Genomic DNA, 13,535 nt, shown 5'->3' on the forward strand with positions numbered 1-13,535 from the left:
CCCCTTCCAGCGGGACCGACTGTCTAAGCCACATTCACCCGCTGGCCGGGCGGCGCCGCCTCCAGCCAGGCGAGGAAACCGGTCAGCGCGTCCTCGCTCATCGCCAGCTCCAGGCGGGTCTCCCGGTGGAGACAGCCGAGCACGATGGCGTCGGAGAGCAGTGCGAGCTCCTCCTCGCCCTCCGGCATCCGGCGGGCGACCACCTCGATGGCGGACCGCTCCAGCACCCGGCGCGGACGCGGGGAGTAGCTGAAGACCCGGAACCAGTTCACCTTGTCGCCGCTGTACCGGGCGACGCCGTACACCCAGCCCTTGCCCGAGAGATCCGGCTCCACCGGCACATTCCAGCGCAGGCTGCAGTCGAAGGTCCCGCCGGAGCGCTGAATCAGCCGCCGGCGCAGACCGAAGACGAAGAGACCAACCGCGACCAGTGCGACGACCAGCCCGCCCACCCACAGCGCGAGGAACATCTCCACCGACCTCCTCGCGTCATCGAGTAAACGGATACCGCCCGAACTTCACCTGCACCTGCATCGCCTCAGCCGCGACACGGTCTGGAGAGGTCTCCAGCTCGGGCCGCGGCTGAGGGTAAAGACATTTCGCGGGGCGACTAGGGCGCCGCCACCGCACGCAGTCGCACATCGGCGCGACGCTCGGCGGCGCCGTCCGTGTCCGACTTCGCACGTTCCAGCGCACGCTCCGCGCGCTCGACATCGATCTCGTCCGCCAGCTCGGCGATCTCCGCCAGCAGCGAGAGCTTGTTGTCCGCGAACGAGATGAAACCGCCGTGCACCGCGGCGATGACAGTGGAGCCATCGCTCGTACGGATCGTCACCGGGCCCGATTCCAGCACACCCAGAAGCGGCTGGTGACCGGGCATGACGCCGATGTCGCCGGACGTGGTGCGCGCGACGACCAGGGTGGCCTCGCCGGACCAGACACTACGGTCCGCCGCGACCAGCTCGACGTGCAGCTCAGCAGCCAAGGGTGGCTCCTCGGGTCACCACCCGGCGGTCATGCCGGGTGTTGGGTCAATTCTACGGGGCGTGGTGAGGGGGACGGGACGCACCCGCCCCCCTCGGTGAGCCGGAGGCTCAGGAGACGCCGAGCTCCTTGGCGTTGGCCTTGAGGTCCTCAATGCCACCGCACATGAAGAACGCCTGCTCGGGGAAGTGGTCGTACTCACCGTCGGCGATCGAGTTGAACGCGGCGATCGACTCGTCGAGCGGAACGTCCGAACCGTCCACGCCGGTGAACTGCTTGGCGACGTGGGTGTTCTGCGACAGGAAGCGCTCGATGCGACGGGCGCGGAAGACGGTGAGCTTGTCCTCCTCGCCGAGCTCGTCCATTCCGAGAATGGCGATGATGTCCTGGAGGTCCTTGTACTTCTGAAGGATTCCCTTGACCCGCATGGCGGTGTCGTAGTGGTCCTTCGCGATGTAGCGCGGGTCCAGGATCCGGGACGTGGAGTCCAGCGGGTCCACGGCCGGGTAGATGCCCTTCTCGGAGATCGGACGGGAGAGAACCGTCGTCGCGTCGAGGTGGGCGAAGGTGGTGGCCGGAGCCGGGTCGGTCAGGTCGTCCGCGGGGACGTAGATCGCCTGCATCGAGGTGATCGAGTGACCACGGGTCGAGGTGATGCGCTCCTGGAGGAGACCCATCTCGTCGGCCAGGTTCGGCTGGTAACCCACCGCGGACGGCATACGGCCGAGCAGGGTGGACACCTCGGAGCCGGCCTGGGTGTACCGGAAGATGTTGTCGATGAAGAAGAGCACGTCCTGCTTCATCACATCGCGGAAGTACTCCGCCATGGTCAGACCGGCAAGGGCGACGCGCAGACGCGTGCCCGGCGGCTCGTCCATCTGTCCGAAGACAAGCGCCGTCTTGTCGATGACGCCGGACTCGGCCATCTCCTCGATGAGGTCGTTGCCCTCACGGGTACGCTCACCGACGCCCGCGAACACCGACACACCGTCGTGGTTGTTGGCGACGCGGTAGATCATTTCCTGGATCAGCACGGTCTTGCCGACACCGGCACCACCGAACAGACCGATCTTTCCACCCTTGACGTACGGGGTGAGAAGGTCGATGACCTTGACGCCGGTCTCGAACATCTCGGTCTTGGACTCGAGCTGGTCGAAGGCCGGGGCCTTGCGGTGGATCGGCCAGCGCTCGGTGACCTCGGCCTCGGCCTCGGGCTTGTTCAGGATCTCACCAAGGGTGTTGAACACCTTGCCCTTGGTCATCTCGCCGACCGGCACCGTGATGCCCTGGCCGGTGTTGGTCACCGGGGCCTGGCGGACCAGACCGTCGGTGGGCTGCATCGAGATGGCGCGGATCACACCGTCGCCGAGGTGCTGGGCGACCTCGAGCGTCAGCGTCTTGATCTTGCCGTCCTCGGCCGGGTCGGCCACCTCGACGGTCAGCGCGTTGTAGATCTCCGGCATCGCGTCGACGGGGAACTCCACGTCGACGACCGGGCCGATGACCCGGGCGACGCGGCCCGTGGCAACGGCCGTCTCAACTGTGGTCGTCATTACTTGTCACTCCCCGCGGTCGCGTCGGCCAGCGCACTGGCACCACCGACGATCTCGCTGATTTCCTGGGTGATTTCGGCCTGGCGGGCCGCGTTGGCAAGCCGGGAGAGGCTCTTGACGAGCTCCCCGGCGTTGTCGGTGGCCGACTTCATCGCGCGGCGGCGGGCAGCGTGCTCGGAAGCAGCGGCCTGCAGCAGCGCGTTGTAGATCCGGCTCTCGACGTACCGCGGGAGCAGGGCGTCCAGGACGTCCTCCGCCGACGGCTCGAAGTCGAACAGCGGCAGGATCTCGCCCTGGCCGTCCGCGTCCTTCGTGAGGTCGAGGCTGAGCGGCAGCATCCGGTTGTCCACCGGGTTCTGCGTCATCATCGAGACGAACTCGGTGAAGACGATGTGCAGCTCGTCCACACCGCCCTCGGCGGTCTCCTTGGTGACCGCCTCGATCATCGGGGCGGCCGCCCGCTTCGCATCCGCGTACGTCGGGCTGTCGGTGAAGCCGGTCCACGACTCCGCGACCTTGCGCTCGCGGAAGTTGTAGTAGGCGACACCCTTGCGGCCGATCACATACGTGTCGACCTCCTTGCCCTCACCGCGCAGCCGCTCGGTCAGCTGCTCCGCGGCCTTGATGGCGTTGGAGGAGTAACCGCCGGCCAGACCGCGGTCGCTCGTGACGAGCAGGATCGCGGCCCGTGCCGGAGTCTCGGCCTCGGTGGTCAGCGGGTGCTTGGTGGTGGATCCGGTCGCCACCGCGGTGACCGCACGGTTCAGCTCGGTGGCATACGGCATCGAGGCCGTCACCTTGCGCTGCGCCTTGACGATGCGCGAGGCGGCGATCATCTCCATCGCCTTGGTGATCTTCTTCGTGGCGGTGACGGAGCGGATGCGGCGCTTGTAAACGCGAAGCTGAGCGCCCATCGATCAGCCCTCGCCCAGAAGCTTGCCGTCCGAGGTCTCGAACTGCTGCTTGAAGGCGGCGATCGCGTCGGCGATCGACTGCAGCGTGTCGTCGGACATCTTGCCGCCCTCGACGATGCTGGTCAGGAGCTCCTTGCGCTCGCGGCGCAGGTACTCCAGCAGCTCGCTCTCGAAGCGGCGGATGTCCTCGACCGGGACGTCGTCCATCCGGCCCGTGGTGCCGGCCCAGACCGAGACGACCTGCTCCTCGACCGGGATCGGTGCGTACTGCGGCTGCTTCAGCAGCTCGACCATGCGCTTACCGCGCTCCAGCGAGGCCTTCGAGGCCGCGTCCAGGTCGGAACCGAAGGCGGCGAACGCCTCCAGCTCGCGGTACTGGGCGAGGTCCACGCGAAGCCGGCCGGAGACCTGCTTCATGGCCTTGTGCTGGGCGGAGCCACCGACTCGCGAGACCGAGATACCGACGTTCAGAGCCGGACGCTGGCCGGCGTTGAACAGGTCGGACTCCAGGAAGCACTGGCCGTCGGTGATGGAGATGACGTTGGTCGGAATGAACGCCGACACGTCGTTCGCCTTGGTCTCGACGATCGGGAGGCCCGTCATCGAACCGGCACCCATGTCGTCGGAGAGCTTGGCGCAGCGCTCCAGCAGACGCGAGTGGAGGTAGAAGACGTCGCCCGGGTAGGCCTCGCGGCCCGGCGGACGGCGCAGCAGAAGCGATACGGCGCGGTACGCGTCGGCCTGCTTCGAAAGGTCGTCGAAGATGATGAGGACGTGCTTGCCCGCGTACATCCAGTGCTGGCCGATGGCCGAACCGGTGTACGGCGCCAGGTACTTGAAGCCGGCCGGGTCGGACGCCGGGGCGGCGACGATGGTCGTGTACTCCAGCGCGCCGGCCTCTTCGAGGGCACCGCGCACGGAGGCGATGGTGGAGCCCTTCTGACCGATGGCGACGTAGATGCAGCGCACCTGCTTGTTCACGTCGCCCGAACGCCAGTTGTCACGCTGGTTGATGATCGTGTCGACGGCCAGCGCGGTCTTACCCGTCTGACGGTCGCCGATGATCAGCTGCCGCTGGCCTCGGCCGATCGGCACCATGGCGTCGACGGCCTTGTAGCCGGTCTGCATCGGCTCGTGCACCGACTTGCGGACCATGACGCCAGGGGCCTGCAGCTCGAGGGCGCGGCGGCCGTCGGTCGCGATCTCGCCGAGACCGTCGATCGGGTTGCCGAGCGGGTCGACGACGCGGCCGAGGTAACCCTCGCCGACGCCGACGGAGAGCACCTCACCGGTGCGCTGCACCGGCTGGCCCTCCTCGATTCCGCTGAACTCGCCGAGGACGATCGCACCGATCTCGCGCTCCTCGAGGTTGAGGGCGAGACCGAGGGTGCCGTCCTCGAACTTCAGCAGCTCGTTCGCCATGGCGGAGGGCAGGCCCTCCACCTTCGCGATGCCGTCGCCGGCAACGCTGACCGTACCGACCTCCTCGCGCGAGGCCGCGTCCGGCTTGTACGACTGGACAAAGTTCTCCAGCGCGTCCCGGATCTCCTCCGGCCGGATCGTGAGCTCCGCCATCTGGGTTCCCTGCTCTCCTTGTTGGGCCCGAAGTTTCTTAAGGGGGTCTGGGGGCCGACCCCCAGGAATCTTCTGCAATTTCTGCACGGCCCAACCGGGCCGCTGGTCTTGCTCTGTCTCTGTTACTGCGCCGGGCTGGGTCAGCCGGCCATCCGCCGGGTCGCCTCGTCGAGACGCTCGGCGATGGTGCCGTTGAGGACCTCGTCACCGACCCGCACCGTGACTCCGCCGAGGACCTCGGGGTCCACGTCGAGGTTGAGGTGCATCGACCGGCCGTAGATCTTCGCCAGGGCGGCGCCGAGGCGCTGCTTCTGCCGATCGCTCAGCGGCACTGCCGAGGTGACGATCGCGACCATGCGGTCACGGCGCTCCGCGGCGAGCTTGGAGAGGGAGTCGAGCCCCTCTTCCAGGCTACGTCCCCGGGGCTGGGTGACAAGCCGCACGATGACGCGCTCGGTCGCGGGCCGCGTCTTTCCGCCGAGCAGGCTGCGCAGCAGCTCGCCCTTGGCGGCGGAGGTCGCGGTCCGGCTGGTGAGCGCGGCGCGCAGTGCGGGGTCGGAGGCGACGATCCGGCCGAACCGGAACAGCTCGTCCTCGACGTCGTCGAGGTCTCCGCCCCGCTGGGCGGCGGCGAGGTCTGCGGTGTTCGCCAGTTCCTCGACCGAGTCGACCAGGTCACGCGACTGCGACCAGCGCGAGCGGACCATGCCGGAGATCAGGTCGACGGCTTCGCCGCCGACCTGGCCGCCCAGCAGGCGCCCGGCCAGCTCGGCCCTGGCCTCGCCGGCCTGGGCCGGGTCGGTCAGTACCCGGCGCAGCGACACCTCGCGGTGCAGCAGCGCCGTGACGCCGGCCAGGTCCTCGGCGAGCTTCGACGCGTCGACCGACGTGCTGTCGGTCAGTGCGTCGAGACGCTCACGTGCGGCAGCCAGTGCCTCGCGGCTCGCGCCGTTCATCGGACGGCCTCGGCCTTCGCCTCGAGCTCGTCGAGGAAACGGTCGACGGTGCCGCTCTGCCGGGCGTGGTCCTCAAGGGACTCCCCGACGAGCTTGCCGGCCAGGTCGGTGGCAAGCTTGCCAACGTCCTGGCGCAGCGCGGACGCCGCGGCCTTGCGGTCGGCCTCGATCTGGGCGTGGCCCGCAGCGACGATCTCCTCGCGCTGCCGCTGGCCTTCCGCCCGCATCTCCTGCAGGATCACGGCGCCCTGCTCCTGCGCCTCCTGGCGCATACGAGCGGCTTCGTGGCGGGCCTCGGCGAGCTGAGCCTTGTACTGCTCAAGCACGCTCTGGGCCTCGGTCTGGGCCGCATCGGCCTTTTCGATACCGCCTTCGATGGCCTCGCGACGCTCTTCCAGAACCTTGTTGATGTTCGGGAGGAGCTTCTTGGCGAGGAAGCCGAAGACGATGACAAAGGCGATGAGGCCAATGACGAGCTCGGGAATCGGCGGGATGAGCGGGTTTTCCGCTTCCTCCGCGGCGAGCTGAACCAACGGGTTCACGTCAGTGCCTTTCGTCGGTATGGACTAGTAGCAGCTCGTCCTAGTAGACGAACGGCATGACCAGACCGATGAGGGCGAGCGCCTCACAGAAGGCGAAGCCGAGGATCTGGTTGGCGCGGATGAGGCCGGCAGCCTCGGGCTGACGGGCAAGAGCCTGGGTTCCGTTACCGAAGATGATGCCGACGCCGACGCCGGGGCCGATCGCGGCGAGGCCATAACCGACGGAGCCGAGGTCACCGGTGACGGCAGCAAGGGTCTGGGACATGCCAGTTCTTCCTTCTCTTTCAAGAACCGATGGGGGTTGGCCACCGGACGAATCAGGGTGAGCGAGGGGGGCTCAGTGGTGCTTGGCGAGCGCACCCTGGATGTAGGTGCAGGTCAGGAGGACGAACACGTACGCCTGGACGGCCTGGATGAAGAGCTCGAAAGCGGTCATCACGATGACCATCACGAACGAGACACCGGCGTACGCGATCCCGATGCCGTTCAGCAGGTACCAGCTGGCAATGGTGAACAGAAGCAGCAGGGTGTGTCCCGCGAACATGTTGGCGAAGAGTCGCACAGCATGCGTGAACGGACGGACCAGCAGGTTCGAGAACAGCTCGATGACGGCGGCGAGGTAAGCCACCCCGCCGAGCGACTTGTCGAAGCCGGTGAAGTTCTTGAAGGCACCGACGAAACCGTGCCGCTTGAAGGTCAGCGACACCCAGGTGATGTAGACGATCGCAGCCAGCACAGCCGGGTACGCGATGATCGAAGTCACCGGGAACTGGGCGACGGGAATGATCGACCAGAGGTTCATCATCCAGATGAAGAAGAACAGCGAAACAACCAGCGGGACGTACTTCTCGCCCTCACGTCGGCCGATCGTCTCGTGAACGACGCCTCGACGGATGAAGTCGTATCCCGTCTCGGCGACCATCTGCAGCTTGCCCGGGACGACCTTCGGCTTACGGAAGGCGGCCCAGAAGAAACCGACGATGATGATCGAGCCGAGCAGGGCCAGCAGCATCGGCTTGTTGAAGTACAAGTTGCTGTCGCCGTCACCCCACAGGGGCTCGAACAGGAATGAATGCAGGCCGGGTGCCGGGAAACCACAACCGTCGAAGATGTGGCAATCGGTCTCGAAGGCGAGCACCTGTGTCGGGTCAGCACTCACCGCGGGCTCCTTCAGCGTGGCGCATAGGTACGGCAACCTCGTTGTGTCGGCGCGGCGCGCAGCCGCGGTTCGGCACTGGACTGGTGTTACGGATGTGTGAGCGGCAGTCAGGCAATGAGCCTCGCGATCGAGCAGGCGTCAGCTCACATGCCCGCGCCCGCGGTGCCGCAGTTGGAACCGGACGATAGCAGGGTCCTGAACTTGCCCTTATCCCGCCCCTACCCTTCACGACCGGGACCCAGTGTTCTTGGGCTTCTCACCCTTGTCGGACTCGGGTTCGACGTAAAGGATCTTGGCCTTCATGTACGCACGCGCCTGTGCGCCGATCCACACGAGAGTCGTCGCGACCAGTGTGATCGCGAAGGCCTTCGGGTTGAACATCGTGGTGTTCTTGAATACAGCGACAAAGATGACCAACAGGAGCAGCTGAGCCGTATACAGCATCAGCCCCATCGCCTGGAACAGATGGGGCAGGGACTTGGCGGTCCGCTGCAGGACCACCAGCCCGATACCCATGAAGAGGATGACCACGACCGTCGCAATGATCGCGCCCAGGGCTCCCTTGCCACCGGCGACGCCAGCGCTGATCGCGGCGGCAACAGCGCCGGCGACAGCGGTGGGTACGGCGGTCTGGAGGAGAGTCCGGACGTCGTTGGACGGCATGGCGGCAGCTCCGCTTGCTGGGGGTCGGCAGTGTGTCGTCAATGGACGAGCGTAGGCCCGGTCCGAGTCGATGCCTCGGGGCCAAGGGACCGCGCTACTCAGGTCCTTCGGCTCTGTCACCGGGTTCGTGAACGGTATCACAAACTATTTGATGAGGTCTTTACCAAGAAAGTGTGGTTGCTGTCACACCTGAGTGTGAACAAGCCCGTGTGAGCACGACAACACAACCACTTGTCTGGTATTGCCCGTTGATGCCCGAATCACCGATGAGTGGAGTCGGCCTTGCGCCGGTCCGAAAATCGCGAACGGGGGCCAATGGCGGTCGCTCCGTTGACGCCGGAGACTCCCGCGGCGATCGGAGCCCGGGGCGCCTGCTCGGCCCCCTCCTGTCCCATCTGATCGTCCAGCGGCCGCTGTTGCCCCTCCGGCCCGTCCGCGGGCTCCTGCGGCCCCTCGGCCCGGCGGCGCCGCCTCCGGTACCGCGGCGGCACGATGCGCTGCGCCCACAGCGGGGCACGCGGGGTGAAGCGGGGCATCAGGAGCAGGATCAGGCCCAGCGCGCTCAGGCCCACGATCACCAGGACGATCCACATCGACGCCGAGTGCACGGAGTAGCCGACCGCGCCGAACGCGATCAGGGCCGACCAGAAGTACATGATCAGCACCGACCGGCTGTGCGAGTGGCCGATCTCCAGCAGCCGGTGGTGCAGGTGCCCCCGGTCGGCGGCGAACGGCGACTGACCGTTCCAGGTGCGCCGCACGATCGCCAGCACCAGGTCGGCCGCCGGGATCGCGATGATGGTCAGCGGCAGCAGCAGCGGGATGAAGACCGGCAGCATCGCGTGGGTCGCCTGCCGCTCACTGCCCTCGAAGATCTTCATGGTGTCCGGGTCGACCTGCCCGGTCACCGAGATCGCGCCGGCGGCCAGCACCAGGCCGATCAGCATCGAGCCGGAGTCCCCCATGAAGATCCGGGCCGGGTGCATGTTGTGCGGCAGGAAGCCGAGGCACATGCCCATCAGGATCGCCGTGAAGAGCGTCGCCGGGGCGGCCGCCTCGATCATGTGTCCGTACCAGAGCCGGTACGTGTAGAGGAAGAACGCGGCCGACGCGATGAGGACCATGCCGGCGGCCAGGCCGTCGAGCCCGTCGACGAAGTTCACCGCGTTGATCGTGATGACGACCAGGGCCACCGTGAGCAGCGTGCCCTGCCACTGAGTGAGGGCGACGGTGCCGACGCCGGGGATCGGCAGCCACAGGATCGTCAGACCCTGGAGGACCATGACCGCGGCCGCGATCATCTGGCCGCCCAGCTTGATCAGCGCGTCGATCTCGAACTTGTCGTCCAGGACGCCGATCAGCCAGATCAGCGCCGCCCCGGAGAGCAGCGCGCGCGGTTCGCTGGAGAGGTCGAAGACGCCGTCGAGGTTGGCCAGGTGATCGGCGACGATCAGCCCGGCACACAGCCCGCCGAACATGGCGATACCGCCGAGCCTCGGTGTCGGTTCACGGTGGACGTCGCGCGCCCGGATCGCGGGCATCGCCCCGACCGCGATGGCGAACTTACGCACCGGGCCGGTGAGCAGGTAGGTCACCGCTGCCGTGACACAGAGCGTCAGCAGGTAATCACGCACGGGCTGCCCCACAACTATCGCCGGCCATCTCAGCCCACACCTTAGCCCGACCGGCACATTCGGGGTGGACGCAGGAGCGGGGCCGGGTGCGCACCCGGCCCCGCGGCTCGCTCCACTCCGCATGCACCGGTCGGGCTCCACCGGGTCGGCCTCACGGTTGAGGACACGTGTGTGCCCGTGCCGGTTGCACGAGCCGTCCCCGTTCGGGGCACAGGGCCCGGGTCACACCCGGTCAGCGCGGAGTCGATACCCCGGTCAGCGCCGTGACGACCGGCTCCAGGGCCTGGTTGATCTCGTCGCCGATGGACCGGAAGAACGTGATCGGTGCACCGTACGGGTCGTACACCTCATCGGCCTCGGCGGTCGGGGCCAGCAGCCAGCCGCGCAGCGCGGCGGCGGCGCGCACCAGCGCGCGGGCGCGCTCGACGACGCCCTCGTCCTCGGCGTCGGGCAGCGTCGCGTGGTCTATCGCCCGGACCAGCCGGGTGAACTCCTTGAGGGTGAAGGTCCGCAGGCCCGCCGAGTGCCCCATCGAGATGACCTGGGCCCGGTGGTCGCGGGTCGCGGTGAGCACCAGGTCGGCACGGATCACGTGCTCGTCCAGCAGCTCACGGCCGACGAAGCCGGTGGCGTCGGCGCCGAAGTCCGCGAGGACCACCTCGGCGTTGGCCTCCATCGGGGCACCTTCGTGCCCCCAGGTGCCGGCACTCTCCACGATCAGGCCGCCCTGGAGCGGGTCGCCCAGGCGGTCCACGAGGGCATGGCGGGTCAGCCGCTCGGTGATCGGTGAGCGGCAGACGTTGCCGGTGCTGACGTGGAGGATGCGGAAAGTGTCGGTCTGCCCCGCTATGCCACGCCCCTCAGGGGCGGTCAATTGGCCACCTCGAGGTCGGGTACCACCTTGCGCAGCTCCTCCGCGGAGAGCGCGCCGGCGCGCAGCAGGACCGGCACCTTGCCGGTGACATCGACGATCGAGGACGGGACGATGCCCGGCGTCGGACCGCCGTCGAGGTAGACGGAGACGGAGTCGCCCAGCATCTCCTGGGCGGCGTCGCAGTCCTCGGGCGAGGGGTGTCCGGTGAGGTTGGCGCTGGAGACGGCCATCGGGCCGGTCTCGGTGAGCAGCTCGATGGCGACCGGGTGCAGCGGCATCCGGATGGCGACGGTGCCCCGGGTGTCCCCGAGGTCCCACTGGAGGGAGGGCTGGTGCTTGGCGACGAGCGTGAGGGCGCCGGGCCAGAACGCGTCGACGAGCTCCCAGGCCTGCTCCGAGAAGTCGGTGACCAGGCCGTGCAGGGTGTTCGGGGAACCGATCAGGACGGGCGTGGGCATGTTGCGGCCGCGGCCCTTGGCGTCCAGCAGGTCCGCGACGGCCTCGGCACCGAAGGCGTCCGCACCGATCCCGTACACCGTATCGGTGGGCAGCACGACCAGTTCGCCGCGGCGGACGGCGGACGCGGCCTCACGCAGACCCGTCGTACGGTCGGTCGCGTCGTTGCAGTCGTATCGCCGTGCCATCAGCCGGCCTCCTCAAGCATGTACGGGTAGGGCTGGTACGGGTCGTGCGGGTGGTGCGCGCCGGTCACGGCATGGCCTTGCGGGCCGTGGCGAAACGGGGGCGGTTGTTCAGGTCGGGGTGATCGGCCGCATCGGCCCAGCCCCGCTCCTCGGTGAAGATCCACGGCACCTGGCCGCCCTGGGTGTCGGCGTGCTCGATGACGACGAGGCCGCCGGGGCGCAGCAGCCGGTGGGCGGTGCGCTCGATGCCCCGGATGGTGTCGAGGCCGTCCTCGCCGGAGAACAGCGCCATCTGCGGGTCGTGGTCGCGGGCCTCGGGGGCCACGTACTCCCACTCGGTGAGCGGGATGTACGGCGGGTTGGAGATGACCAGGTCGACCTGTCCGTCGAGCTCGGGAAGGGCCGTCAGGGCGTCTCCGCGGTGCACGGTGACCCTGGAGTCCTCGGCGTTCTTCCTGGTCCACTTGAGGGCGTCCTCGGACAGCTCCACGGCGTGCACGCGCGAGCGCGGCACCTCCTGGGCCATGGCGAGGGCGATGGCACCCGATCCCGTGCACAGGTCGACGATCAGCGGCTCGACCACGTCCATCGCGCGGACGGCGTCTATCGCCCAGCCGACGACCGATTCGGTCTCCGGCCGAGGCACGAAGACACCCGGCCCCACCTGGAGCTCCAGGTAGCGGAAGAAGGCGCGTCCAGTGATGTGCTGGAGCGGTTCGCGGGCCTCGCGCCGGGCGATGGTCTCCCAGTAGCGGGCGTCGAAGTCGGCGTCCGGCACGTTGTGCAGCTCGCCCCGCTTGACGCCGTGCACGTACGCGGCGAGTTCCTCCGCGTCGAATCTCGGCGAAGGCACACCGGCGTCGGCCAGCCGCTGGGTGGCCTGGGCCACCTCGGCGAGCAGCAGGTTCATCGCGGTTCTCCGTACAGGTTCACGAGCGGTGCGGGCTGGTGGAGCTTACGCGGCGGCGAGCTTGGCGGCGGAGTCGGCGTCGACACATGCCTGGATCACGGCGCTCAGCTCACCGTCGAGCACCTGGTCCAAGTTGTACGCCTTGAAGCCGACGCGGTGGTCCGAGATGCGGTTTTCCGGGAAGTTGTAGGTACGGATCTTCTCGGAACGGTCGACCGTACGGACCTGGCTGCGCCGTACGTCCGAGGCTTCCTGCTCGGCGGCCTCCTGGGCGGCGGCCAGGAGCCGCGAGCGCAGGATGCGCATGGCCTGCTCCTTGTTCTGGAGCTGGCTCTTCTCGTTCTGGCAGGAGGCGACGACACCGGTGGGCAGGTGCGTGATGCGGACGGCGGAGTCCGTGGTGTTGACGGACTGGCCGCCGGGGCCCGAGGAGCGGTAGACGTCGATCCGCAGGTCGTTGGCGTGGATCTCGACGTCGACCTCCTCCGCCTCGGGCGTGACCAGCACACCGGCAGCGGAGGTGTGGATGCGGCCCTGGGACTCGGTGGAGGGCACGCGCTGCACACGGTGCACGCCGCCCTCGTACTTCATCCGGGCCCAGACGCCCTGGCCGGGTTCGGTGGCTCCGTTGCCGCCCTTGGTCTTGACGGCGACCTGGACGTCCTTGTAGCCGCCGAGCTCGGACTCGGTGGAGTCGATGATCTCGGTCTTCCAGCCGACCCGCTCGGCGTAGCGCAGGTACATGCGCAGGAGGTCACCGGCGAACAGGGCGGACTCGTCGCCGCCCGCGCCCGCCTTGATCTCCAGGAGCACGTCCTTGTCGTCACTGGGGTCACGGGGTACGAGCAGGAGGCGGAGCTTCTCGGTGAGCTCCTCGCGCTCCTTCTCCAGGTCCTTGACCTCGGCGGCGAAGTCGGGGTCGTCGGCGGCGAACTCGCGGGCCGTCTCGATGTCCTCGCCGGTCTGCTTCCAGGAGCGGTACGTGGCGACGATCGGGGTCAGCTCGGCGTAGCGCTTGTTGAGCTTGCGCGCGTTGGCCTGGTCGGCGTGGACCGCCGGGTCCGCGAGCTTCTTCTCGAGATCGGACTGTTCGCCGATCAGTTCCTCGACCGCCTCGAACATCTTCG

15 protein-coding genes are annotated in these 13,535 nt (G+C 68.0%); all 15 read right to left on the reverse strand.

Annotation, left to right across the window (positions count from 1 at the left end; translation table 11 throughout):
* Window positions 1–23: 23 nt before the first annotated feature.
* Window positions 24–470 (reverse strand): DUF2550 domain-containing protein, encoded by a 447-nt coding sequence (locus tag ACGFU6_RS16860; protein ID WP_037777657.1) that lies wholly within the window; start codon window positions 468–470, stop codon window positions 24–26.
* 140 nt (window positions 471–610) lie between these two features.
* Window positions 611–985, reverse strand: a complete 375-nt coding sequence (locus ACGFU6_RS16865) for a F0F1 ATP synthase subunit epsilon (protein WP_123523508.1) — start codon at window positions 983–985, stop codon at window positions 611–613.
* 109 nt (window positions 986–1,094) lie between these two features.
* On the reverse strand, window positions 1,095–2,537 hold the full coding sequence (gene atpD, locus ACGFU6_RS16870) for a F0F1 ATP synthase subunit beta (protein WP_393611520.1): 1,443 nt from the start codon (window positions 2,535–2,537) through the stop codon (window positions 1,095–1,097).
* Window positions 2,537–3,451 (reverse strand): F0F1 ATP synthase subunit gamma, encoded by a 915-nt coding sequence (locus ACGFU6_RS16875; protein ID WP_393611522.1) that lies wholly within the window; start codon window positions 3,449–3,451, stop codon window positions 2,537–2,539. The genes atpD and ACGFU6_RS16875 overlap by 1 nt, the downstream gene beginning before the upstream one ends.
* Before the next feature lie 3 nt (window positions 3,452–3,454).
* On the reverse strand, window positions 3,455–5,026 hold the full coding sequence (gene atpA, locus ACGFU6_RS16880; protein ID WP_393611524.1) for a F0F1 ATP synthase subunit alpha: 1,572 nt from the start codon (window positions 5,024–5,026) through the stop codon (window positions 3,455–3,457).
* A 140-nt stretch (window positions 5,027–5,166) separates the two neighbouring features.
* Window positions 5,167–5,982, reverse strand: coding sequence for a F0F1 ATP synthase subunit delta (locus tag ACGFU6_RS16885; protein WP_393611526.1), 816 nt, complete (start codon window positions 5,980–5,982; stop codon window positions 5,167–5,169).
* Window positions 5,979–6,524, reverse strand: a complete 546-nt coding sequence (locus tag ACGFU6_RS16890) for a F0F1 ATP synthase subunit B (protein ID WP_393611528.1) — start codon at window positions 6,522–6,524, stop codon at window positions 5,979–5,981. Before ACGFU6_RS16890 ends, ACGFU6_RS16885 begins: the two co-directional genes overlap by 4 nt.
* A gap of 40 nt (window positions 6,525–6,564) precedes the next feature.
* On the reverse strand, window positions 6,565–6,789 hold the full coding sequence (gene atpE, locus ACGFU6_RS16895; protein WP_018521144.1) for an ATP synthase F0 subunit C: 225 nt from the start codon (window positions 6,787–6,789) through the stop codon (window positions 6,565–6,567).
* Between the two features lie 72 nt (window positions 6,790–6,861).
* Window positions 6,862–7,698 carry a F0F1 ATP synthase subunit A gene (atpB, locus tag ACGFU6_RS16900; protein ID WP_393611590.1) on the reverse strand — a complete coding sequence of 279 codons (837 nt, stop codon included), beginning with the start codon at window positions 7,696–7,698 and terminating at the stop codon, window positions 6,862–6,864.
* Between the two features lie 210 nt (window positions 7,699–7,908).
* Window positions 7,909–8,346 (reverse strand): hypothetical protein, encoded by a 438-nt coding sequence (locus ACGFU6_RS16905; protein WP_393611530.1) that lies wholly within the window; start codon window positions 8,344–8,346, stop codon window positions 7,909–7,911.
* A gap of 260 nt (window positions 8,347–8,606) precedes the next feature.
* A complete protein-coding gene (locus ACGFU6_RS16910; RefSeq protein ID WP_393611531.1) occupies window positions 8,607–9,992 on the reverse strand; it encodes an MraY family glycosyltransferase in 1,386 nt (461 codons plus the stop codon).
* A 220-nt stretch (window positions 9,993–10,212) separates the two neighbouring features.
* Complete coding sequence (locus ACGFU6_RS16915; RefSeq protein WP_123523518.1) at window positions 10,213–10,854, reverse strand: protein-tyrosine-phosphatase; 642 nt, start codon at window positions 10,852–10,854, stop codon at window positions 10,213–10,215.
* Window positions 10,851–11,498, reverse strand: coding sequence for an L-threonylcarbamoyladenylate synthase (locus ACGFU6_RS16920; protein ID WP_393611533.1), 648 nt, complete (start codon window positions 11,496–11,498; stop codon window positions 10,851–10,853). Before ACGFU6_RS16920 ends, ACGFU6_RS16915 begins: the two co-directional genes overlap by 4 nt.
* A 64-nt stretch (window positions 11,499–11,562) precedes the next feature.
* Window positions 11,563–12,408 (reverse strand): peptide chain release factor N(5)-glutamine methyltransferase, encoded by an 846-nt coding sequence (prmC, locus tag ACGFU6_RS16925; RefSeq protein WP_393611535.1) that lies wholly within the window; start codon window positions 12,406–12,408, stop codon window positions 11,563–11,565.
* Window positions 12,409–12,453: 45 nt separating this feature from the next.
* A complete protein-coding gene (gene prfA / locus ACGFU6_RS16930) occupies window positions 12,454–13,530 on the reverse strand; it encodes a peptide chain release factor 1 (RefSeq protein ID WP_123523519.1) in 1,077 nt (358 codons plus the stop codon).
* Window positions 13,531–13,535 lie beyond the last annotated feature (5 nt).

It is taken from the genome of Streptomyces sp. NPDC048462 (assembly GCF_043200175.1).
Lineage (GTDB): Bacteria > Actinomycetota > Actinomycetes > Streptomycetales > Streptomycetaceae > Streptomyces.